At 64.8% G+C, this 22722-nt stretch carries 22 protein-coding genes and 1 tRNA gene; 14 read left to right on the forward strand and 9 right to left on the reverse strand.

The features are described 5' to 3' along the window. Window positions 1-4 precede the first annotated feature (4 nt). The 3 genes from trmB to thiS all read right to left on the reverse strand — a co-directional run bounded on the left by trmB (window position 5) and on the right by thiS (window position 1865). Window positions 5-739, reverse strand: coding sequence for a tRNA (guanosine(46)-N7)-methyltransferase TrmB (trmB, locus tag AC0Z6F_RS17845; protein ID WP_006387461.1), 735 nt, complete (start codon window positions 737-739; stop codon window positions 5-7). Further along, the gene (locus AC0Z6F_RS17850) at window positions 739-1533 is read right to left on the reverse strand and encodes a thiazole synthase (protein WP_006387459.1); all 795 of its coding nucleotides are present in this window, start codon (window positions 1531-1533) and stop codon (window positions 739-741) included. The genes trmB and AC0Z6F_RS17850 overlap by 1 nt, the downstream gene beginning before the upstream one ends. A gap of 131 nt (window positions 1534-1664) precedes the next feature. Next, entirely contained in the window at window positions 1665-1865 is a 201-nt protein-coding gene (thiS, locus tag AC0Z6F_RS17855) for a sulfur carrier protein ThiS (protein ID WP_008265079.1), read from the reverse strand. A 207-nt stretch (window positions 1866-2072) separates the two neighbouring features. Here thiS and AC0Z6F_RS17860 point away from each other — a divergent pair, with 207 nt between their 5' ends. The 4 genes from AC0Z6F_RS17860 (at window position 2073) to AC0Z6F_RS17875 (ending at window position 5982) form a co-directional block, all read left to right on the forward strand. Continuing rightward, a complete protein-coding gene (locus AC0Z6F_RS17860) occupies window positions 2073-3926 on the forward strand; it encodes an autotransporter domain-containing esterase (RefSeq protein WP_012511946.1) in 1854 nt (617 codons plus the stop codon). A gap of 112 nt (window positions 3927-4038) precedes the next feature. Then, a tRNA-Gly gene (locus AC0Z6F_RS17865) sits at window positions 4039-4112 on the forward strand. A gap of 244 nt (window positions 4113-4356) precedes the next feature. After that, window positions 4357-4761 (forward strand): DUF805 domain-containing protein, encoded by a 405-nt coding sequence (locus tag AC0Z6F_RS17870; RefSeq protein ID WP_100435155.1) that lies wholly within the window; start codon window positions 4357-4359, stop codon window positions 4759-4761. Window positions 4762-4800: 39 nt separating this feature from the next. Next, complete coding sequence (locus tag AC0Z6F_RS17875) at window positions 4801-5982, forward strand: hypothetical protein (RefSeq protein ID WP_485616975.1); 1182 nt, start codon at window positions 4801-4803, stop codon at window positions 5980-5982. A gap of 125 nt (window positions 5983-6107) precedes the next feature. Here the strand turns inward: AC0Z6F_RS17875 and AC0Z6F_RS17880 are convergent, their stop codons facing one another. Beyond that, window positions 6108-6530 carry an acyl-CoA thioesterase gene (locus AC0Z6F_RS17880; protein WP_006387333.1) on the reverse strand — a complete coding sequence of 141 codons (423 nt, stop codon included), beginning with the start codon at window positions 6528-6530 and terminating at the stop codon, window positions 6108-6110. Between the two features lie 131 nt (window positions 6531-6661). Between AC0Z6F_RS17880 and rimK the strand changes: the two genes are divergently transcribed. From rimK to AC0Z6F_RS17905, 5 genes are all read left to right on the forward strand, one after another. Continuing rightward, window positions 6662-7540, forward strand: a complete 879-nt coding sequence (rimK, locus tag AC0Z6F_RS17885; protein ID WP_485616977.1) for a 30S ribosomal protein S6--L-glutamate ligase — start codon at window positions 6662-6664, stop codon at window positions 7538-7540. A gap of 245 nt (window positions 7541-7785) precedes the next feature. Then, window positions 7786-8262, forward strand: a complete 477-nt coding sequence (locus AC0Z6F_RS17890) for a hypothetical protein (protein WP_006387229.1) — start codon at window positions 7786-7788, stop codon at window positions 8260-8262. An 89-nt stretch (window positions 8263-8351) separates the two neighbouring features. Beyond that, window positions 8352-8822, forward strand: a complete 471-nt coding sequence (locus AC0Z6F_RS17895) for a hypothetical protein (protein WP_006387227.1) — start codon at window positions 8352-8354, stop codon at window positions 8820-8822. 8 nt (window positions 8823-8830) lie between these two features. After that, the gene (locus AC0Z6F_RS17900) at window positions 8831-9508 is read left to right on the forward strand and encodes a response regulator transcription factor (protein WP_005410804.1); all 678 of its coding nucleotides are present in this window, start codon (window positions 8831-8833) and stop codon (window positions 9506-9508) included. Next, a complete protein-coding gene (locus AC0Z6F_RS17905; protein WP_012511942.1) occupies window positions 9471-10838 on the forward strand; it encodes a sensor histidine kinase in 1368 nt (455 codons plus the stop codon). The genes AC0Z6F_RS17900 and AC0Z6F_RS17905 overlap by 38 nt, the downstream gene beginning before the upstream one ends. Before the next feature lie 167 nt (window positions 10839-11005). On the opposite strand, the gene coaE is transcribed toward AC0Z6F_RS17905, so the two are convergent. Genes coaE through AC0Z6F_RS17920 form a run of 3 tightly spaced genes read right to left on the reverse strand, consistent with a single transcriptional unit; the run spans window position 11006 to window position 13760 of the window. Then, window positions 11006-11617, reverse strand: a complete 612-nt coding sequence (gene coaE, locus AC0Z6F_RS17910) for a dephospho-CoA kinase (protein WP_197584991.1) — start codon at window positions 11615-11617, stop codon at window positions 11006-11008. 11 nt (window positions 11618-11628) lie between these two features. Next, window positions 11629-12492, reverse strand: a complete 864-nt coding sequence (locus AC0Z6F_RS17915; protein ID WP_485616979.1) for a prepilin peptidase — start codon at window positions 12490-12492, stop codon at window positions 11629-11631. Between the two features lie 8 nt (window positions 12493-12500). Continuing rightward, complete coding sequence (locus AC0Z6F_RS17920) at window positions 12501-13760, reverse strand: type II secretion system F family protein (protein ID WP_485616980.1); 1260 nt, start codon at window positions 13758-13760, stop codon at window positions 12501-12503. Between the two features lie 354 nt (window positions 13761-14114). Here AC0Z6F_RS17920 and AC0Z6F_RS17925 point away from each other — a divergent pair, with 354 nt between their 5' ends. The 3 genes from AC0Z6F_RS17925 to pilB all read left to right on the forward strand — a co-directional run bounded on the left by AC0Z6F_RS17925 (window position 14115) and on the right by pilB (window position 16993). Beyond that, entirely contained in the window at window positions 14115-14543 is a 429-nt protein-coding gene (locus AC0Z6F_RS17925; protein WP_485616981.1) for a pilin, read from the forward strand. An 87-nt stretch (window positions 14544-14630) separates the two neighbouring features. Further along, on the forward strand, window positions 14631-15038 hold the full coding sequence (locus AC0Z6F_RS17930; RefSeq protein ID WP_485616982.1) for a pilin: 408 nt from the start codon (window positions 14631-14633) through the stop codon (window positions 15036-15038). Between the two features lie 221 nt (window positions 15039-15259). Further along, window positions 15260-16993, forward strand: coding sequence for a type IV-A pilus assembly ATPase PilB (pilB, locus tag AC0Z6F_RS17935; RefSeq protein ID WP_485616983.1), 1734 nt, complete (start codon window positions 15260-15262; stop codon window positions 16991-16993). 232 nt (window positions 16994-17225) lie between these two features. Here the strand turns inward: pilB and AC0Z6F_RS17940 are convergent, their stop codons facing one another. Both AC0Z6F_RS17940 and AC0Z6F_RS17945 read right to left on the reverse strand, forming a co-directional pair. Then, window positions 17226-18599: a sigma-54-dependent transcriptional regulator gene (locus tag AC0Z6F_RS17940; protein WP_006387002.1), complete on the reverse strand. Its 1374-nt coding sequence runs from the start codon at window positions 18597-18599 to the stop codon at window positions 17226-17228. A gap of 60 nt (window positions 18600-18659) precedes the next feature. Further along, entirely contained in the window at window positions 18660-20273 is a 1614-nt protein-coding gene (locus tag AC0Z6F_RS17945) for a sensor histidine kinase (RefSeq protein WP_032972469.1), read from the reverse strand. 376 nt (window positions 20274-20649) lie between these two features. On the opposite strand from AC0Z6F_RS17945, the gene sucC reads away from it, so the two are divergent. Beyond that, window positions 20650-21819 (forward strand): ADP-forming succinate--CoA ligase subunit beta, encoded by a 1170-nt coding sequence (sucC, locus tag AC0Z6F_RS17950; RefSeq protein WP_004154430.1) that lies wholly within the window; start codon window positions 20650-20652, stop codon window positions 21817-21819. Window positions 21820-21839: 20 nt separating this feature from the next. Beyond that, window positions 21840-22715, forward strand: coding sequence for a succinate--CoA ligase subunit alpha (gene sucD / locus AC0Z6F_RS17955; RefSeq protein WP_012511927.1), 876 nt, complete (start codon window positions 21840-21842; stop codon window positions 22713-22715). Window positions 22716-22722 lie beyond the last annotated feature (7 nt).

The raw sequence follows: 22722 nt of genomic DNA on the forward strand, positions 1-22722 counted from the left end.
ATCATCAGGTGCGGTCGTACAACAGGTCCCAGACGCCATGGCCGAGCTTCTGGCCGCGGGTCTCGAAGTGGGTCTGCGGCCGCCAGTCGGGGCGAGGCACGCTGCCACGCGGGCCGGCGCGGTTGACCAGGCCGGCGGTGGCGTCGAGCACGTCCCACATCTGCTCGGCGTAGTCTTCCCAGTCGGTGGCGCAGTGCAGGCGGCCGCCCGGGCGCAGCTTGCGCACGATCAGTTCGGCGAACGCCGGCTGCAGCAGGCGGCGCTTGTTGTGGCGCTTCTTGTGCCACGGATCCGGGAAGTAGATGCGCACTTCATCCAGCGCGCCATCGGCGATCTCGTTCTGCAGCACTTCCACCGCATCGTGGTGGTACAGGCGCACGTGATCGGCGTTGTCGTCGGCCAGCGCGTTCAGCAGTCGGCCCACACCGGGGGCGTGCACTTCGATGCCGATGTAGTCGCGCGACGGATCGTGCTGGGCGGCAAAGCGCATGGCCGCGCCATTGCCGAAACCGATCTCCAGCACTTTGTGCGCGGGGCGGCCGAAGGTCGCGTCCAGGTCACGCGGCTGGCCGTTGTAGTCGATGCCGAAGCGTGGCCAGCGTTCGTCGAACGCGCGTTGCTGGGCGGGGGTGAAGCGGCCCTGGCGCAGCACGAAGCTGCGCACTTCGCGGCGGCCTTCACTGACGGTGAAGGGCTTGGGCGGGGCCTTGGAACCGGCACTGTCGAAAGGATTGGTCATCAGCCGATCAACCCATCGATCGGGGACGACGCACTGGCGTAGCGCTTGCGCGGAATGCGCCCGGCCAGGAACGCCTCGCGCCCGGCCTCGACCGCCTTGCGCATGGCGCTGGCCATCAGCACCGGGTGGCGCGCACCGGCAATGGCGGTGTTCATCAGCACGCCATCACAGCCCAGCTCCATCGCGATCGCCGCATCCGAAGCGGTGCCGACGCCGGCATCGACGATGATCGGCACCTTGGCGTCTTCGATGATCTGCAGCAGGTTGTATTTGTTCTGGATGCCCAGGCCCGAACCGATCGGTGCAGCCAGCGGCATCACCGCAGCGCAGCCGATCTCTTCCAGGCGCTTGGCCAGGATCGGATCATCGGAGGTGTAGACCATCACCTCGAAACCGTCCTTGACCAGCTGCTCGGCGGCCTTGAGGGTCTGCACCACGTCCGGGTACAGCGACTTCTGGTCGCCCAGCACTTCCAGCTTGGTCAGGTTGTGGCCGTCCAGCAGCTCGCGGGCCAGGCGGCAGGTGCGCACGGCGTCTTCAGCGGTGTAGCAGCCGGCGGTGTTGGGCAGGATGGTGAAACGCTCCGGCGGCAGCACGTCGAGCAGGTTCGGCTCGCCCGGGTTCTGCCCGATGTTGGTGCGGCGGATGGCCACGGTGACGATCTGGGCGCCAGCGGCCTCGGTGGCCAGGCGGGTTTCTTCCAGATCCTTGAACTTGCCGGTGCCGGTGAGCAGCCGCGAGCCATAGGTCTTGCCGGCGATCACCAGCGAATCGGGGGAGACTTGAACGTTCATGGCGCGATTATCGCTTATCCGCCTGAAGATGGGGTCACGCGATTGCACCGCCGGGCACGGCCCGGCGCTACCGAGGAGGTGCGCGCGTGGTAGCGCCGGGCCATGCCCGGCGAGCGCGCAGCGCGGTCGCTTCAGCCGCCACCCAGCGCGTGCACGATCTCCACCACGTCGCCTTCGGCCAGGACATGCTCGCCGTGGCGGCTGCGGCTGACAATCTCGCCGTTGACCTCCACCGCCACCCGGCGCTGCAGCAGCTGCTCGGCCTCGAGCAGGTCGTGGAGGGTCGCCGAAGCGGGCAGGGTACGCGGTTCGCCATTGAGCTGGATGTTCATCGGCCCATTGTCGCTGATGGCCTGCCAGGATCGGAATGCTTGCAACTTCCGCCGGGCGCCAGCTCCGGCACAGCGTGCTGTCAGGCGTTCAGGCGACAATCCATGCGGCGGCGCAGCGTGAGCAAAAGGCGGCGCGGTGAAACCATTCACCGTGCGCCGGCGTACGTACGCCGGGTTCCCACTTATTCACCCCACAGGAGTTTCTTCATGCAGCTCAGCAAACACCCGATCCGCTCCCTGATGGCGGCCGCGATCGCGCTGGCCGCGCTTCCGGCCATGGCAGGCGAAAACCCGTATTCGAAGGCGGTGTTCTTCGGCGACAGCCTGACCGATGCCGGCTACTTCCGCCCGCTGCTGCCCGAGGCCACGCAGGGGCTCTCCGGCCAGTTCACCACCAACCCGGGCTGGGTGTGGTCGCAGCAGGTCGCCAACTACTACGGCCTTAACAAGGACCCCAACGGCAACGGCCAGAACGGCGACAACTACGCTGTCGGCGGGGCCCGCGTGTCGGTGGAAGGCAGCGGTGCCCTCGGCGCGATCCCGTCGTTGAAGTCGCAGGCGGCCCGCTACCTGGCTGCAAACGGTGGCAAGGCTGACCGCAACGCCCTGTATACCGTCTGGGGTGGCGCAAACGACCTGTTTGCCGCCGCCGGCGCTGCCGGTGCGGGTGCGCCGCCGGCCCAGGTGCAGGGCATCATCGGCGCGGCAGTCACCGACCAGATCGCGCTGGTCGGCGCCCTGAAGCAGGCCGGTGCCCAGTACGTGCTGGTGCCGAACCTGCCGGACGTGGGCATCACCCCGCAGTTCCGTGGCCCCAACGCGGCGGCGGCCACCGCCATGTCGGTCGGCTACAACAAGGCGCTGTATGGCGGCCTGAAGCAGGCGGGCATCGAGTTCATTCCGCTCGATACCTTCAGCATCCTGCGTGAAGTGACCGCCAACCCGGGCATGTACGGCTTCACCAACGTCACCGGCACCGCCTGCAAGATCAACCCGGCCAACACCACGGGCAGCATCATCGGCTGCAACCCGACCACCTACGTCAGCCCCGATGCGTACCAGACCTATCTGTTCGCAGATGGCGTGCATCCCACCGTTACCGGCCACCAGCTGCTGGGCCAGTACGCCGTCTCGGTGCTGGAGGCTCCGCGCCTGCAGCAGGTGCTGAGCCACTCGGCACAGACCATTGGCCGCTCGCGTGCCGATCAGGTCAGCAATCACCTGGGTGCCCGTCCGGCTGATGGCCTGTCGTGGTGGGGTGGCGTGCGTGGCGACCTGCAGCGCTATGACCACGCAGACCTGTATGACGGCCTCGCTCCGGCCGGCCTGTTCGGTATCGACTGGGCACGCAACGGCGTGGTGGTCGGCGGGTTCGCCGGTTTCGGCCGCCTGAATGCCGACTTCGGCAACAGCCGTGGTGACTTCACCCAGAAGGACACCACCGCCGGCCTGTTCGCGGCATGGTACGGCGACCGCGTCTGGGTCAACGGCCAGGTCAGCTACACCTGGTTGTCGTATGACGTGAACCGCAAGGTCCAGCTGGGCCCGGCCACCCGCGAACACGGTGGTTCCCCGGATGGCAGCAACCTGACCGCCGCACTGAACGCCGGTTACGAGTTCGGCACCGAAGGTGGCTTCCGTCATGGTCCGGTCGCTGCGGTGATCTGGCAGAAGGTCAAGATCGACGGTTACAGCGAAAGCGCCGCTGCGGGCACGCTGGCCACCGCCCTGGGTTACGACCGCCAGAACGTCGACTCCACCGTCGGTCGTATCGGCTGGCAGGCCCGCTTCGATGGCGGCACCGTCAAGCCGTACGTGCAGGTGACCTACGACCACGAGTTCGAGGACACCAAGCAGGCCAGCGCCTGGCTGCAGACGCTGCCGGAGCTGGGCAGCTACCGCGTGCCGGGCCTGGACTTCGACAAGAACTACGCCACCGCCGTGCTGGGTGCGCGTATGGACCTGTTCGGCCTGCAGGGCAACGTTGGCCTGAGCACCACGGCTGCGCAGAAGCGCGCCCGTGATGCCTCGATCTTCGCCACCGTCAGCGGCAGCTTCTGATCCAGAGCGGGGTCGGATCCCTTTCCGCAAGGAAAGGGTTCTGACCCCGTCGCTGATGCAGAGGCCACCATTGCGCAATACCGGCCGCTCCGCATAGACTTTCACCCGCAATGCGGGCGTAGCTCAATGGTAGAGCTGTAGCTTCCCAAGCTACTGACGTGGGTTCGATTCCCATCGCCCGCTCCATGTCTCCAGCGGTCAGCGCAAGGCTGACGCTCGGCAATATCCGACCGCTCATCTCATAGGCATGCGTGAACCGAGTGGCCATGTCCGTACTGGCCTTGGTGCGGGGTTTGCGCGGGAAATCCTCTCTTGCAACGCCCGCTGTCTCCCAGGCTGTGTCGCGCGGGCAGATTCAGTCGGTGCTCGGCTTGGGGATGCTAAAAGATCGTTAGCTTTTGGTCCCCATCGTCCGCTGCCCGGAGCGAGAATGATCGCTGCACTTATGCCCATCAGGCGATTCCTTGATTTTTCAGGGCGATCCAACCGGACAGAATTCTGGTCGTATTCCCTGCTTGCCGGGTTCGTGGCGGGGTTGGGCTACATTCTGATGAATGCCAGCTCCTGGCTGATCGGTACCGATCTCTACGATGGGGAAATGTCCCAGCATCTGCAGGGCGCAGGACTGGCAGTGGCGATGTTTGCCGTCATCGTCCTCCTCCCGCCGATGCTGGCCCTGGCCGTTCGGCGATTGCACGATATCGACGAGTCCGGCTGGTACGTGGTGATCGCATTCATTCCGTTGGGTGTGTTCGTTCTCTTTCCTCTCATGCTCCTTCCGGGAAGCGAGGAAGAGAATCGATTCGGCGGAATGCCTGGAGTGCCGGGCGCTTGAATCAGCGTTCTGGTGCGAAGTGGCAGCCACCACACCCGCATGATTGTTGATCGCATCACCCTCCGCCGATACACCCAATGGCTGCCGTTCCTGGCCTGGGCGGCCATCTGCGTGGCCTGGTGGTCGCCCTTGGGCGTGGTCGTTGGCCTGGCCGCATGCCTTGCTCTGGGCGGCGTGCTGCAGCGCTTCGATCTGGTTGGCGATGCCGTAGGCGGCGCACAGCTGCGCTCGCGGGCGACGCTGCCCTTTGCCATTCGGCCGCCCACGCACGATGTGCTGCTGGACTGGGGCGAGCTGGGTATGGGCGGGCCTGCCTACAGCACCCAGATGCTGCGCGATGGCGCCATCGTTGAAGGCGTATCGACCAGCGGCAGCCACGATGCCAGCGGTGAGTGGCAGGAGCTGGCAGGAAGCGCGCTGCGCGTAGCCAGTGGCTACATTGATCGCAGCGAGGCCGTGATCGTTTACGACGAAGCGGACAAGAGGGTGATGCACCTGCTGACGATTGTTCCCAGCCTGTTCTGGCAGGAACTGCACGAGCGCCGGCAGCTTGGCGGAGATGCAGAAGCCGCGATGTGGCTGCGCGATCTTCCCAGTCGAGTGACCACGCTGCGCCCCTGTCGGGGTCTATGGCTGGAACAGGAACACCCGGCACTGGCCGCCGGGTTGCCGCAGGCATTGCGGCATGTCCTGCCTGATGGCCGGGTTCTGCAGGCCATCCCGCTGCTTCCCGACGACCTGCGCCTGACCGCGCATCCGACCCTGTTCACCCGCGTCTGCCCTTACGCCCTCTGCCTTGATGGCGAGGCCAGTGACCGTCACGCCTGCGATCTGGAGACGGTCATCGCCAGCCCGTCCGGGCGATGCGTGGTGGTGGCGGGTAGCGTACTTGATGGGGATCTGCGTCCCATCGAGGGTGTGTGGCTCGTCCACTGGCAGGGGCGTTGGCAGGCCATCGGCCGCCGTGCGATGGGCGGCAGCGGCAAGTCCCGGAGTGGCGCCTGGATCGATGTGATCGAGGTCGGTGATGACGGTAGGCTTCGCTGCGAAGCCTATGAGGAACACTGGACGTTCGAGGCGATCACACGCATCCCCACGCCACACACGGCACTGGCACTGCCGGTGGAGTGGCGGGAAACCGGACTGGCCGTGCGTGTCCGCGATGGACGCTTCTCGCTGCGCCTGCCCCGCGCGGACCAGCGGCCGTCAGTCACAGGTTAGACCGCTTCGAATCAAACAAGGAGGGTCCGGCATGCGTCGTCGATGCAGGCCGGGAAAGCGCTGGAAAAGCTGAAGAAATGGGCTGCGGGCAGTACTGAGTGCGGATGATCGGATTTCCGGATGACTCATGTGCCTGCCGCTTGCATCAGCTGCGCATACTCCTCGGTAAACAGCCCCGACAACGCCCGACGCTGCTCCGCATCAATGGCGCGTGAAGCGTTGGCTGTGTAGTCGAAATGCACCATCACGCAGCGCCCGCTGGCCACCAGGGCCTCGAACTGGAACGCCTGCTGCACGATCGACAGCGAGGAGCGGCCGATGGCTTCGATGCGGGTCTCGATGCGCACCTCATGGCCGGCCTGGATCTGCTGCAGGAAGTCGATCTCGTAGCGGCGCAGGATCAGCGTCAGGTCACGCATGCTGGCCTCCTGGCTGAAGTGGCGGAAGATCTCCTGGCGACCCTCCTCGAACCAGACGGGCAGGGCGGTGTTGGTGACGTGGCCAAGCACGTCCACTTCGGAAAATCGCGGAAACACGGTGATCGTCATCGGCCGCTCCATGCGCACTGAACAGGTCCGCGCAGTGTGCCGGCTGCTGCCGGCCAAGCCACGCCGCACGGCATCATCCACCCGCCACACGCCCGCGCTATGCTGCGCGCCTGCCGTCCGATCCCGCTGCGATGAAGCTCGCCATCCTGTCCCGCAACAGCACCCTGTATTCCACCCGCCGGCTGGTCGAGGCGGCGCGCGCGCGCGGCCACACCGTACGCATCCTCGACCCGCTGCGCTGCTACATGCGCATCGCCGCCGATGGCTTCTCGATGCACTACAAGGGCCGGCCGATGACCGGCGTGGACATGGTCATCCCGCGCATCGGCGCTTCGATCACCCGCTATGGCACCGCCGTGCTGCGCCAGTTCGAGCTGATGGGCGCGCGTACCCCCAATCCGTCCGATGCGATCCTGCGTTCGCGCGACAAGCTGCGCGCGCACCAGTTGCTGGCGGCCAAGGGCATCGACATGCCGGTCACTGTGTTCGGCGACAACCCCGACGACACCGTCGACCTGCTGTCCATGCTCGGCCCGCCGCCGCACGTGGTGAAGCTCAACGAGGGTACCCAGGGCCGTGGCGTGATCCTCACCGAGAAGGCCAGCGCCTCGCGCGGCATCGTCGAGGCCCTGCGTGGGCTGTACGCAAACTTCCTGATGCAGGAGTTCATTGGCGAGGCCAAGGGCGCCGACCTGCGCTGCTTCGTGGTGGGCGACCAGGTGGTGGCCTCGATGCAGCGGCAGGCCCCGGAAGGCGACTTCCGTTCCAACCTGCATGCCGGGGGGACCGCCGTGGCGGCCAAGGCCAGCCGTGCCGAGCAGCAGGTGGCGGTGCGCTCGGCCAAGGCGCTGGGCCTGTCGGTGTGCGGGGTGGACCTGATCCGCTCCGCACGCGGGCCGCTGGTGCTCGAAATCAATTCGACGCCCGGGCTGGAAGGGATCGAGGCCGCCTGCGGAGTGGACGTGGCCACGCGGATCATCGAACACGTCGAGAAGATGAAAAAACCTTGATATTTCAGTTGGTTGTGATTCTCATGGGCAAATGAGGCCGGCTTTAACAAGCCTTTAATCGGGGCGGGCGTAGCCTTCAGCGAACCGCAGCTCTGCCTCTCAGCAGGATCGGTATCGGGATACAACTTCAGACCCAGGCGGGGGCACCGCCTGGGTCTTTTTTACGCCTGCCGAAGGCCCCTTGTGGAGGCCGCGTGACGGCCGTACAGTGCGCCCATCGTTCCTGGATGGATCGGAGGCTGGCGATGTACCGCATCACGATGATCGCGTTGTTGCTGGGTCTGGCCGGGGCCGCTGCGGCCAAGCCGGAAAAATCGGTGGTACAGATGGACCGGCAGTCGCCGGTGGCCGAACAGGTGCGCCGGGTCGAAAAGGCCCTGGACGATGGCGATTACAGCGAAATCTCCGCCGACGATCGCGTCCAGGTGCGGGAGGCGTTGGCCCGCATCACCGCGCGGATGGGCGACCACCAGAGCCTGCAGGAGCTGCCGGCACCGGTGCAGGGCGAAGTCTTCAATGACCAGGAGCGGATCAACACCCTGCTCACCCGCGCCCACGAGGACAGCCGGCAGATCTGCCAGCACACCCGCAGCACCGGCAGCAACATGCCCAAGAGCCGCTGCCTGACCGTGGCCGAGCGCCGCCGGATCGAAGAGAAGGGCAAGGCGCTTCTGAATGACCAGCGCACCTTCAACAATTTCAATCCAGCCAGCTCGCGATAAGGCCCTTTCCACCCGGCCGATTGGCACTTGCTGGCGTGAAGGCGGTGCGAATAGAGTCGGGATTCACTACAGACAAGGATTTGTTTGCCATGAAACAGGCTTTGATGACGGCCGTCCTGGTGTCGGGACTCGCCTTGGCCAGTACCGCATCGGCATCCAAGGGCAAGGAAATCTTCGTGCCCGGGCAGCCGCTGCAGCAGCAGATCGCGCGTATCGAGGTGGAGCTCAAGGATGGCGAGACCTATTCGGAACTGAAGCAGGATGAGCGTGCCCGCGTCAGCGAGGCGTTGGGGCGCATGCGTGGTGCGGTCGAGCAGTACCCCACGCGTGAGGCCATGCCTGAACCGGTACAAACCCAGGTCTTCAACGATCAGCAGGTCGTGAACACAGTTTTGACACAGGCGCGTGAAGATAGTCGTCTAATATGCCAACGTGAAAAGCCCATTGGTTCCAACCGAACCACCACGCAGTGCATGACCGTTGCCGAACGCGCCCGGCAGAAAGAACGGGCACAACAGGACATGGGCCAGGTCATGCGCGCCGGCAGAACAGTCAATTAGAGGTGACAGTGAGAATCCTGGTAATCGAAGACAACAGCGACATTGCGGCCAACCTGGGCGACTACCTGGAGGACCGCGGGCATACGGTGGACTTCGCCGCTGACGGGGTCACCGGCCTGCATCTGGCCGTGGTGCACGAGTTCGACGCGATCGTGCTGGATCTCAACCTGCCAGGCATGGACGGCATCGAAGTGTGCCGCAAGCTGCGCAATGAAGCGCGCAAGCAGACCCCGGTACTGATGCTGACCGCCCGCGATTCGCTGGACAACAAGCTGGCGGGTTTCGATTCCGGTGCCGACGACTACCTGATCAAGCCGTTCGCGCTGCAGGAAGTGGAAGTGCGTCTGAACGCCCTGTCGCGTCGCGGCAAGGGCGTGCAGACCCGCGTGCTGGAAACCGGCGACCTGGAATACAACCTGGATACGCTGGAAGTGCGCCGCCAGGGCAAGCTGCTGCAGCTCAACCCGACCGCGCTGAAGATCCTGCAGGCGCTGATGGAAGCGGCCCCGGCCGTGGTGACCCGCCAGGAGCTGGAAACCCGCGTGTGGGGCGAGGAACTGCCCGACTCCGATTCGCTGCGCGTGCATATCCATGGCCTGCGTGCGGTGGTCGACAAGCCGTTTGAAGTGCCGCTGATCCAGACCCGCCATGGCATCGGATACCGCATCGCCACCCCGGAAGCCTGATTCCGTGGCAGCCAAGGGGGAGCGCCGGCGTACGCCGTATCGGCGGCGCCTGCGCAGCCGCATCATCGTGTCGTTCGTGTTGTTGGGCTTCTGCCTGACAACACTGTTCGCGTTCGCCACCAACTGGGCCCGCCTTCGCGTGGAAAACCAGCTGGTGGAAGAGTTGATGAACCGCAACATCGACGAGTACGCGCGGCGCTATTACGAACATCCGGGCCACAACCCGGATGCCCCCGTGCTGCAGATCAAGGCGTACGCGTACTCCAAGGACAAATTCGACCGGGTGCGCGAAGAGCGCGCGCAATGGGCCGGCTTCTCCGATGGCATCCACAGCGTCAGCGGTGATGAGCACGGCGAGGCGTATTCCTACAAGCTGGCGGTACGCAAGACGCCTGACGCCTGGTTCTTCCTCGCCTATGACATGACCGACAGCGTGCGCGGTGGCAAGCAGCTCAACCGCGCGCTGGTGCTGTCGGTGCTGGTGTTCAGTGTGCTGTCGCTGGTGCTGGGCTGGTGGTCGGCGTCGAAGGTGATGAAGCCGGTGTCGGACCTGGCCGCGCGGCTGCGTGCCTATCGCGGCGGCACCAGTGACCCGGAACCCCTGGCGCCACGCTTCCCCGACGACGAAGTGGGGCAGCTGGCACAGGCGCTGGACGACTATTCCTCGCGGCTGACCGAAGTGGTGCAGCGCGACCGTGAGTTCAACGCCGACGTCAGCCACGAACTGCGCACGCCGCTGGCGGTGATCCGTGGCGCTACCGAACTGCTGCTGACCCGGCCCGGCCTGGACGAAAAGGTGCTGCAGCGCCTGCAGCGCATCCAGCGCGCCGAACAGCAGTGCAGCGACCTGATCGGCGCGCTGCTGCTGCTGTCGCGCAACGAGCGCGGGCAGGGCACCAGCAACGTGGCCCGCGTGGCCGAGCAGCTGCTCGATGCACACCGCGCGCAGCTGGGCGGCAAGCCGCTGGAGTTGCTGCTGGAAGGCGAGCGCAACCTGGTGATCGATGCCCCCGAAGCCGCCCTGTCGGTGGCGCTGGGCAACCTGATCGGCAATGCGGTGAAGTACTCGCAGGATGGCGAAGTACGCGTGTTCGTCGGCACCAACTCGGTGTCGGTGACCGACAGTGGCCCGGGCCTGAGTGAGGAAGACGCGGCCAAGCTGTTCCAGCGTGGCTACCGCGGCACCCATGCCGGCCACTCGCAGGGCGGAGGTATCGGCCTGTCGATCGTCAGCCGCCTGTGCGATCTGTACGGCTGGCAGGTGAGCGTGCGCCCCGGCGGCGAACGCGGCGTGATCGCCACCCTGACGTTCTCGCCGAAGCCTTTGTAAGCGGTAGGTGCCGCCGATGTAGAGCCGAGCCCGTGCTCGGCTGCCTTGGGCTCCCGGAGCCGAGCATGGGCTCGGCTCTACAGTAGATCCATATCGCGGCACCTGGTAGATCCACGCCATGCGTGGATGCACTTCGGTAGTGCCGGCCGCTGGCCGGCAACCAGGCCTCAACCCCCAGCCAACTCCAGATACCGCGCATGCAGCCGTTCCACCTGCACCTGCAGGTCCTCCGGCTGTCCGTCGTTGACCACCACATCATCGGCCAGCGCCAAGCGCTGCGCGCGGCTGGCCTGCGCAGCAATCATGCTGTCAGCCAGTGCGGCATCAATTCCATCGCGCTGCATCAGCCGGGCGTGCTGGACGGCTTCCGGCGCATCCACCAGCAACACCCGGTCCAGCCAGGGGTAGGCTTTTCGCCCACCCACCTCGGTCAGCAGCGGAATGGCAGCAATCGCATAGGGGCTCTCGGCCTGCTCGCACTGCTGCTGCATCAGCAGGCGGATGGCCGGGTGGGTGATGGCCTCCAACGCCGTCCGCTCGGCCGGGTCGGCAAACACGTGGGCGCGCAGCCGGGCCCGGTCCAGGCCGCCATCGGCCAGCAGCATGTCGGCGCCGAAACGCTCGGCGATGCGGGCCAAGGCTGGGCTGCCGGCGGCGACCACGGCCCGTGCGGCCAGATCGGCGTCGGCCACCACGATCCCCAGCGCCTCGAAGCGCCGGGTCACTTCACTCTTGCCGGAGGCGATGCCGCCGGTCAGTCCCACCACATAGCGGCTCATGGGGATTCCCCTCAGCGCAGCCCGCTCAACACCAGGTACTGCTCCACCACGGGAGCGCCCCACATGAAGTACAACCAGCCGGCGACGGCCAGGTAGGGGCCGAACGGGATCGGTGTGGCACGGTCACGGCCCCGGCTGTACAGCCAGATCGAGCCGATGATTGCGCCCAGCACCGACGACAGCAGGATGATCGGCAGGATGCCCTTCAACCCGCACCAGGCGCCCAGTGCGGCCAGCAGCTTGAAATCGCCATGGCCCATGCCTTCCTTGCCGGTCAGCTGCTTGAACAGCCACCAGACCGTCCACAGCGACAGGTAACCCACCGCCGCACCCACCAGGGCGGGCTTGGCCGGCATGTACAGGTTGTCGATGCTGCCTATCAGCCCCAGCCACATCAGCGGCAGGGTCAACTGGTCAGGTAACAACTGCGTGCGCAGGTCGATGCCGGACAGGGCGATCAGGAAGCAGGTCAGCACGATGGCGCCGAAGCCCTGCCAGCCGAAGCCGAACTGCCAGACGCAGGCCAGCACCAGCACCGAGGTCAGCGCCTCCACCAGCGGGTACTGCAGCGAGATCGGCGCCTTGCAGTGCCGGCACTTGCCGCCCTGGATGATCCAGCTGAACAGCGGGATGTTCTCGTACCAGCTCAGCTTGTGCTTGCAGTGCGGGCAGTGTGACGGCTCGACCACGATCCCTGGAGGGGGTGGTTCATAGAAGTCCGGTTCCTCCAGGACTTCGCGCGCATCGCGCTTCCACTGCCACTCCAGCCGCTTGGGCAGCCGCAGGATGACAACGTTGAGGAAACTGCCCAGCAGCAGTCCCAGGGCGGCCGCGGCGGGGTAGCCGAGGCCGGGATGCTGGTCGAGAAAAGCCATTGATACCTTTAGCCGACGACGGCGCCGAGTTTGAAGATGGGCAGGTACATGCCGACAACGATGCCGCCGACGATGGTGCCAATGAATACCATGATCATCGGTTCAAGCAAGCTGCTCAAGGCATCGACCGCATTACTGACCTCCTGTTCATAATACTCGGCCACCTTGAACAGCATGGCGTCCAGGGCGCCGGCCTCTTCGCCGATGCCGGTCATCTGGATGACCATGTGCGGGAACAGGTTGGTCTGCTTCATGGCCATGTTGACCGGGTAGCCCACCGAGACATCGTCCCGCATGCGCAGCACGGATTCTTCATAGACCTTGTTGCCGGTGGCGCCAGCGACGATGCCCAATGCCTCCACCAAAGGTACGCCTGCCTTGAAGGTCACGGCGGTGGTGCGGGAGAAGCGGGCGATGGCGCTGTTGTGCATGATCTGCCCGATAACAGGCACCTTCAGGATCAACCTGTCCATGGAGTGCCGCATCTTGGGCGAGCGCTTATAAGCCGCGATGAAGGTTACAACTGCGGCGGCCAGTATCAGTACCATCAACCACCACCACGACACCATGAACCGCGACAGATTGACGATGATCTGGGTGAAAGCAGGCAGTTCTGCGCCGAAGCCTTTGAACACGTCTTCGAACTGCGGCACCACCCATACAAGCAGGATGCCGCTGACAATCAAGGCCACTGCCAGCACCATGACCGGATAGAACAGCGCCTTCTTGATCTTGCCCTTCAGAGACTCAATGTTCTCCTTATAGGTGGCGACGGTGTCGAGCACCGTCTCCAGCACGCCGGCGCCTTCGCCAGCGCGGACCAGATTGCGGTAGAGGTCGTCAAACTGCACCGGGTGCCTGCTGACTGCTTCATAGAGTGAAGAGCCTCCCTCGATATCTGTCCGAACCGTATCCACCATCTTCTTCATGCGCGGGTTCTTATGACCGCTTCCGATGATGTCCAAGGCGCCGACGATAGGAACGCCGGACTTCATCATGGTCGCCATCTGTCGGCTGAAGAACGCGATGTCCTTTGACGATATCTTGCTGCCGGCCGCGCCGAACAAAGGTTTGGGCTTGGGTTTGACTGTGCCAGGATTTATGCCCTGACGTCGCAGCTCTGCCCGAAGCAGATTCGCGTTCTTTGCGACCTGCTCCCCCTTCATCTTCATACCCCGCTTGTCGGTCCCCTCCCAGACAAACGGCTGCAACTCCGTGGTGCTTCGCACCACGGGCTCCTTCTTGATCGCACTGCGACTGACAGACATGTTGGCTCCCCAAGACCCGCCATCCCCAGGCGGGCGTCTAGCCGTGGATGGTAACGGGTTCATTGCCGTCTGGGCAGGTTGTCAGCATCCCGGCTAGCAATTTCGTGCCGGGTGCCGACCAAAGGTGACGCACTGCGTCACATTGCCGCGTCCATCGCAGATTCTCATTCAGGGGGTTCCCATCCGCCAAATTGCTGCCATCATGGGCGCGGGGAAATCCAGGGGGAGACGTGCCGGGTTGGCACGCAACCTGCGTTGATCCACCCGCAGGGGGCAGGAGCCCGCTCAACCGACTCCGGCCGGATCGATCCTGCCTTCTGAAATCAACCACCACTATCTTGGGGATGTACCAATATGAAGAACCAGAAGGGCTTCACCCTTATCGAACTGATGATCGTTGTCGCGATCATCGCTATCCTGGCTGCCATTGCGCTGCCGCAGTACCAGAACTATGTGGCCAAGTCGCAGTTCACCGCTGGCATGGCTGAAGTTTCGGCCGGCAAGACTGCTTACGAAACCAAGGTTAACGATGGTGTGACCACCGCCACTGAGTACACCACTGTCGCTAATCTTGGTCTGAAGAACAGTGATCGTTGCAAGATCACTGCCACTGCGCCGGATGACAAGGGCGTTGGCAAGATCGAGTGCGAACTGCTGGGTAACCCGAAGGTGCTTGGCAAGAAGATCACCTTGGATCGCGATGCCAACGGTAACTGGACTTGCAAGTCCGACCTGATCGCTGCTGACAAGCCGAAGTACGCTCCGGCCACCTGCCAGGGTTGATACGTAGCAATGAGTGAAGGAAGGCCCCGCATAGTCGGGGCCTTCTTAGTTTGTGGGTAATTCTGTTCGAGCCTATGGGGAGGCGCGATGCGTAGGCATGCCGGCTTTACTTTGATTGAACTCATGATCGTAGTTGCGATCATCTCGGTTCTGACCGCAATTGCCGTTCCGGTGTATCAAACCTACGTCGCCAGATCGCAGGTTACGGCTGCCTTGGCCGATATTCGGCCCGGCAAGACCACGGTGGAATCTGTAGCACAGGATAGTCGTAACGCAGATCTGGTCGATGCGGACTTTGTTGGCCTGTACCCCACTTCTCGATGCACTGTGATGACCGCAGTACTTGACGATGCTGGGGTAGCAAGTATCGGCTGCACTGTCTCGGGAGCGCCCCCTGTGAAAGGAAAGATCCTGTTCCTGAAGCGAGCCGCCGACGGCATCTGGACCTGCGACGGCAGCGCCTTCGAAGCGCGATATCGCCCAACGGGCTGCTGATCACACTTCAGCGCTCTGCTGGGATGTAGGCCGACCCTTGACGGGGCTATCATCCCCGGGGGAGTCAGGATCGTGTCTGCCAGGCTGGGAGTGCCGGGCAAGGCAGTGTTGCTCATGGATTGGCGATGCCATTGGCCGTTGGGTCGTGGCAGGTTCTGCTGCCCGGTGCCGTGCCCCTGGAAGGTGCCCGGCGCTGCCAGACCCATGAGCCAAGGATTTCTATGAATGCCGTAACCACCGCCAACCTTGTCGGCATCACCGGCCTGGCCCGTCGCCTGGTCCAGGATGGGGCCCTGGATGAGGCCAGCGCCCGCGACGCTATGGCCAAGGCCGCCGCGGCCCGCCAGCCGTTGCCCACGTGGTTCGCGCAGAACAAGCTGGTCAATGCCTCGCAGCTGGCCGCCGCGAATGCGGTCGAGTTCGGCATGCCGCTGTTCGACGTCTCTACCTTCGATGCCAGCCAGAATGCGATGAGCCTGGTCAGCGAGGAGCTGCTGCGCAAGCACAACGTGCTGCCGCTGTTCAAACGGGGTGGCAAGCTGTTTGTCGGCACCAGCAACCCGACCCACTCGCTGGACGAGATCAAGTTCCACACCAACCTGGTGGTGGAGCCGATCCTGGTGGACGAGGACCAGATCCGCCGCACGCTGGAACAGTGGCACGCCAGCCACGACACCATTGGCAACGCGCTGGGCAGTGACGACGACGGTATGGGAAACCTGGATGTCGCGGCCGGTGACGAAGATCTCGGCACCAGCAGTGGCGACTCCGGCATCGACGCCAAGGGCGACGACACCCCAGTGGTGAAGTTCGTCAACAAGGTGCTGGTCGATGCGATCCGCAAGGGTGCATCGGACATCCATTTCGAGCCCTACGAAGACGATTACCGTGTGCGCCTGCGCATCGACGGCCTGCTGAAGATGGTCGCGCGCGCGCCGGTGAAGTTGAATCAGCGCATCGCCGCGCGCCTGAAGGTGATGGCGCAGCTGGATATCGCCGAGAAGCGCGTGCCGCAGGACGGGCGCATCAAGCTCAACCTGTCCAAGAGCAAGCAGATCGACTTCCGCGTCAGCACGCTGCCGACCCTGTTCGGCGAGAAGGTGGTACTGCGTATCCTCGATGGCAGCGCGGCCAAGCTGGGCATCGACAAGCTGGGCTACGAGCCGGACCAGCAGAAGCTGTTCCAGGATGCCATCCACAAGCCGTACGGCATGGTGCTGGTGACCGGCCCGACCGGCTCGGGCAAGACCGTGTCGCTGTATACCGCGCTGGGCATCCTCAACGACGAGACGCGCAACATCTCCACCGCCGAAGACCCGGTGGAAATCCGCCTGCCCGGCGTCAACCAGGTGCAGCAGAACAACAAGCGCGGCATGACCTTTGCTGCGGCGCTGCGCTCGTTCCTGCGCCAGGACCCGGACATCATCATGGTTGGCGAAATCCGCGACCTGGAGACGGCCGAGATCGCGATCAAGGCGGCGCAGACCGGCCACATGGTGCTGTCCACGCTGCATACCAACGACGCGCCGCAGACCATCGCGCGCTTGATGAACATGGGCATCGCGCCGTACAACATCACCAGCTCGGTGACGCTGGTGATCGCCCAGCGCCTGGCACGCCGCCTGTGCGGCAACTGCAAGCGGCGCTCGACCCTGCCGGAGCATGCGCTGCTGGCCGAGGGCTTTACCCAGGCGCAGCTGGACGCGGGCATCGAGCTGTATGAAGCGGTGGGCTGCGATGAGTGCACCGAGGGCTACAAGGGCCGTACCGGTATCTACCAGGTGATGCCGATGACTGATGAGATCGCCACCATCGTGCTGGCTGGCGGCAACGCGCTGCAGATTGCGGAAGCAGCGCAGCAGATCGGGGTGAATGACCTGCGGCAGTCGGCATTGAAGAAGGCGGCGGCAGGCGTGACCAGCCTGGCCGAGATCAATCGCGTGACCAAGGATTGATGCCGCGCGGCTTTCTGTAGAGCCGAGCCATGCTCGGCTCAATGCCCGAACAGCAGCCGAGCATGGGCTCGGCCCGACAGTAGATCCACGCCATGCGTGGATCCGGGATGTGTGAGGTTGCCGGCCAGCGGCCGGCCCTGCCAGGTTGGTAGGTGGATCCACGCCATGCGTGGATGGGGTGCCGCGCATCGGGTCAGAGCCCTTTCCTGCGGAAAGGGATCCGACCCGGTCCTTACTCCATCCCCAGCTTCTTCAGCTTGTAGCGCAGCGCACGGAAGGTGATGCCCAGCTGTGCGGCGGTGCGGGTCTTGTTCCAGCGGTTCTCTTCCAGCGCGCGCTGGATGGCGCTGCGCTCGAGCTGCTCGATGTACGAGGGCAGGGCAGCGCTGCCAGGCTGCAGGTCGGCCACGGCTTCGACAGGAGCGGCACCGCCGGGGACGCGCGGAGCATGCTGCGGCAGGCGCAGGTCGTCTGCACCGATGCAGTCTTCCTCGGCCAGCGCCAGCGCCCGTTCCAGGATGTTCTCCAGTTCGCGCACGTTGCCGGGGAAGGCGTACTGGGCCAGTGCCTCCAGCGCCGACGGCGCCAGCAGCGGGGTGGCGCGGCCGTGGCTGCGGGCCAGTCGTGCCAGCACTGCCGCGGCCAGCTCCGGCAGGTCCTGGCGGCGCTCGCGCAGCGGCGGCACCCTCAGTTCGATCACGTTGATGCGGTAGTAGAGGTCGTGGCGGAAACGCCCGTCCTCGACCAGTTCGGCCAGATCGCGGTGGGTGGCAGAGAGGATGCGCACGTCCACCGGTTCTTCGTTGGCTGCACCGACCGGCCGCACCGACTTCTCCTGGATCGCACGCAGCAGTTTCACCTGCATCTGCAGCGGCAGCTCGGCCACTTCGTCCAGGAACAGGGTGCCGCCGTGTGCGGCCTGGAACAGGCCGGGCTTGTCGGCATGGGCGCCGCTGAAGCTGCCCTTGCGATGGCCGAAGAACTCGCTTTCCATCAGCTCGCCGGGAATGGCGCCGCAGTTGACCGGAATGAACGGTCCGGCCGCGCGCGCGCCCTGGGCGTGGATGGTGCGTGCGACCAGTTCCTTGCCAACGCCGGACTCACCCAGGATGTAGACCGGCGCCTGGCTGCGCGCGACCTTGCCGATGGTGGTGCGCAGCACGTCCATGGCCGGCGAAGCGCCCAGCAGGCGTGCGCCCTGTTCGGCGTTGGGCCCGGGCTGCGGGCGTTCGGCGTTGTTGAGTTCCAGTGCATGCTTGACCAGTCCGCGCAGGACGGCGATATCCACCGGCTTGCTGACGAAGTCGAAGGCACCGGCCTTCAGTGCTTCCACGGCCAGATCCATGCTGCCGAAGGCGGTGATCATCGCCACCGGCGTGCGCGGGTAGTGCTGGGCAATCTCGCTGACCAGTTCGATGCCGTTGCCATCGGGCAGCCGCATGTCGGTGATGCACAGGTCGTACGGATTGCTGGCCAGCAGCTCGCGCGCTTCGGCCAGGTTGGCGGCGGTACTGATACGCAGCCCCATGCGGCCGAGGGTCAGTACCAGCAGTTCGCGGATGTCGCGTTCATCGTCGACGACGAGGGCGCTGCGGGTTTCGTTCATGGGCGTGAAAGATAAACGAGGGGGCTGGAAGCGACAAATGTTTGACGCACAGAATCGGAATCAGGTGGGCAACAGCGTGTGCGGGCCGGGCAGCACCAGGCGGAAGCAGGAGCCGCCCGCCGGCACCGGAATGTAGTCCAGCCGTGCCTGGTTGGCCCGGCACAGTTCGCGGGCGATATACAGGCCCAGGCCGGTGCCATGCTCGGAGGTGGTGAAGAACGGCCGGAACAGTTGCGCGGCCACGCTCTCTGGAATACCCGGGCCACGGTCCATCACGTCGATCACCGCGCTGCGCTCGTGCTGCGCCACACGCAGCCGCACGCGTGCGGGCTGCTGGCCGATGCGGCCGTACTTCAGGGCGTTGTGCACCAGCACGGTCAGCACCTGGTAGAGATGCTTCGCATCGACCTGGGCCATCACCGAACTGTCGTTGATGATCGGCTCGATGCTGTCGGTCTCCAGCGTCTGCCCCTGCTTGTACTCCAGCACGAAGCGGCGCACGAACGCGGCCAGGTCCACGTTCTCGGGGGTGGCGCGCTCGCGCCGGGCCAGGCCCAGCACGCTCTCGACGATGCCGTTGGTGCGCTGGCACTGCTGGCGGATGATCTGCAGCAGGCGGCGGTCGCTTTCGTTGAAGCCGGTACCTTCCTCCAGCAACTGCACGGCGTAGTTGATCGCCGCCAGCGGGTTGCGGATCTCGTGCGCCAGGCTGGCCGAGAAGCGCCCCATCGCCGACAGGGTGAGTGATTCGGCGCGGCGCGAGACCACGCTGGAGTCATCCAGGAACACCAGCGCCAGTTCGCTGCCGGCCAGCAGGCGGGCAAAGCGCGGTTGTACCTCGGGCTGGTCGGGGTTGAGCTGCAGCGGCAGTTCGTCCTGCGCCCAGCCGTTACGCCAGCGCTGCAGGCGGCGGGCCAGTTCCGGCGCGGCGCTGGTCAGGTCCAGGCGCCCGCTTTCGCCATTGCCATCGCTGTCGCCCAGCAGCATCGAGGCGGCTTCGTTGGCCAGGGTGATGCGACTGTCGGCATCCACCACCAGCACGCCGGTACGCATGCGGCGGATGATCAGTTCGTTGATCTGGAACAGGTTGGCTACTTCATCGCCGCGCTGGTTGGCCAGCTGCTGGTTGCGGCGCGCGCGGTTGCCCACCTGGAAGCTGATGAAGGCCAGCGCCAGGTAGCTGGTGGCGAACATCGCCAGTTCGGCCAGGGTGCGGGTGGGGTCGCCGCCTTCCAGTACTTTCCAGAGGTATTCGGTACCGGTGGCCACGCTGGCGGCGATCGCCAGGCCCAGGCCCCAGCTCAGTGGCAGCAGCGTGGCGGCGGCGGCGATATTGAACAGCAGCGACATCGAGATGCCGGCGCTGGCACCGGGCAGGGCATGCGATAGCAGGGTGGCGGCGACGATGTCCACCAGTACGCCGCTGACCACGATCGGGCGCAGCCAGCGTTCGTTGCGACCGATGGCCAGGGCCAGCAGCGACAGCAGCAGGTAGATGGCCGCGACGGTATCGGCCAGGCGCGGGTGATGGGCTTCGCCGACCATGGCCGACAACGGGCTGTACAGCAGGCCGGCGATGACTGCGGCGATCAGTACCCGGTACAGCGCGAAGAAGTACAGCTCACGCCGCGGAATCGATTCGATGCGGTCGATCAATGAAGCACTGGGTGACACGCCGGAACTCCCCTTCTGGCTGCCTGGGTCTGGAATCTGCGGCGGGCCTGCCTGGCGTCCCCTGAAGCCGGCCGGCACGTCGCGTCGATGTGGCGTCGAGTTTGCTCGATACGACCAGTATAGGGCCCCCGGCAGGACGCCGCCGGAGCCACCCGGATCGCGCATTTGGCCCGCTGTGGATACCGGTGGCCAGCGTCGGGCGGGGCGCAACTGCCTGAATGATGGTGGAAATCTGGCCGGGTCTGGCGTTTTGTACAGACTTCTTTGCGCCCCGGCGCTGGCTCGGCCACAATAGTGGGCCCGCCGCGGTCCATGCCGGCGCCCCGCCGGGGCCCTGAGGAATTGCGTGCGGTCGTTCCTATTCCCACGGTGACGCATGAATTTCCACGAATACCAGTCAAAACAACTGCTTGCCGAGTACGGCATCCCGGTCCCGGCCGGCAAGGTCGCTGCGACCCCGGACGAAGCGGTTGCCGCTGCCAACTCCCTGGGCCAGGGCCCCTGGATGGTCAAGGCGCAGATCCACGCTGGCGGCCGCGGCAAGGCTGGCGGCGTCAAGTTCTGCAAGACCACCGACGACGTGAAGGCCGCTGCGGCCAAGATGCTCGGCACCAAGATGGCCACCTACCAGACCGCTGGCGTTGAACTGCCGGTCAACCTGGTGCTGGTGACCACCGCTGGCGAGATCGTCAAGGAACTGTACCTGTCGGTGCTGGTTGACCGTGGCACCAAGACCATCACCTACATCGCCTCTTCGGAAGGCGGCGTGGAGATCGAGCAGGTCGCTGCTGAAACCCCGGAGCTGATCCACTCGCTGAACGTCGACTTCGTCGAAGGCGTGCAGGGTTACCACGGCCGTGATTTCGGCTTCAAGCTGGGCCTGACCGCCAAGCAGGCCGGCCAGTTCGCCAGCATCATGGTGAACCTGTACCGCCTGTTCAACGAAAAGGACCTGGCGCTGGTTGAAATCAACCCGCTGGCCATCCTGGACGACGGCAACCTGTACGCGCTGGACGGCAAGTTCGACAGCGACGACAACGCCGCGTTCCGCCAGAAGGCCCTGGTCGCCATGCGCGACAAGACCCAGGAAGATCCGACCGAAGTGATCGCTTCGGAGCTGGACATCAACTACGTCACCATGGACGGCAACATCGGCTGCATGGTCAACGGCGCAGGCCTGGCCATGGCCACCATGGACGTCATCAAGCTCAACGGCGGCGAGCCGGCGAACTTCCTGGACGTGGGCGGCGGTGCCAACAAGCAGCGCGTCATCGAAGCCTTCAAGCTGATCCTGTCCTCGGACAAGGTCGAAGGCATCTTCGTCAACATCTTCGGCGGCATCGTCCGCTGCGACATGATTGCCGAAGGCATCATCGCCGCCGTGAAGGAAGTGGGCGTCAAGGTTCCGGTCGTGGTGCGCCTGGAAGGCACCAACGTGGAAGAAGGCAAGCAGCTGCTGCGTGACAGCGGCATGGCCATCATCCCGGCTGACAACATCAACGATGGCGCCAAGAAGATCGTTGAAGCTGTCAAGAACGCTGCCTGATTCGACACCAAGGAATTCCCATGTCTGTTTTGATTAACAAGAACACCAAGGTGATCGTGCAGGGCTTCACCGGCCAGCAGGGCACCTTCCACGCCACTCAGATGATCGAGTACGGCACCCAGGTTGTTGGCGGCGTGACCCCGGGCAAGGGTGGCACCACCCACATCGACCTGCCGGTCTTCAACACCGTTGCCGACGCCGTGCAGAGCACCGGCGCCAACGCTTCGGTCATCTACGTGCCGCCGCCGTACGCGGCTGACGCGATCCTGGAAGCCGCTGCTGCCGGCATCAAGGTCATCGTCTGCATCACCGAAGGCATCCCGGTGCTGGACATGCTGCGCGTCAAGAACGTGCTGACCCGTTCGCATCCGGACACCGTGCTGATCGGGCCGAACTGCCCGGGCGTCATCACCCCGGGTGAGTGCAAGATCGGCATCATGCCGGGCCACATCCACAAGCCGGGCAAGATCGGCATCGTGTCGCGTTCGGGCACCCTGACCTATGAAGCGGTCAAGCAGACCACCGAAGTCGGCCTGGGCCAGTCCACCTGCATCGGCATCGGTGGTGACCCGATCAACGGCCTGAACTTCGTCGACTGCCTGAAGCTGTTCAACGAAGACCCGCAGACCGAAGGCATCATCATGGTCGGCGAAATCGGCGGTGACGCTGAAGAAGCCGGTGCCGAGTACATCAAGCAGTTCGTGAAGAAGCCGGTTGTCGGTTTCATCGCCGGTGCGTCGGCTCCGGCCGGCAAGCGCATGGGCCACGCCGGTGCGATCGCCTCGGGCGGCAAGGGCACTGCTGAAGGCAAGTTCGCTGCCATGGAAGCCGCTGGTGTTGTCACCGTCCGCTCGCCGGGCGACCTGGGTGCTGCCATCGCCAAGCTGGTGAAATAAGATCGAC

The sequence above is a fragment of the Stenotrophomonas sp. 1L-E-5-B-C3 genome (assembly GCF_057292075.1).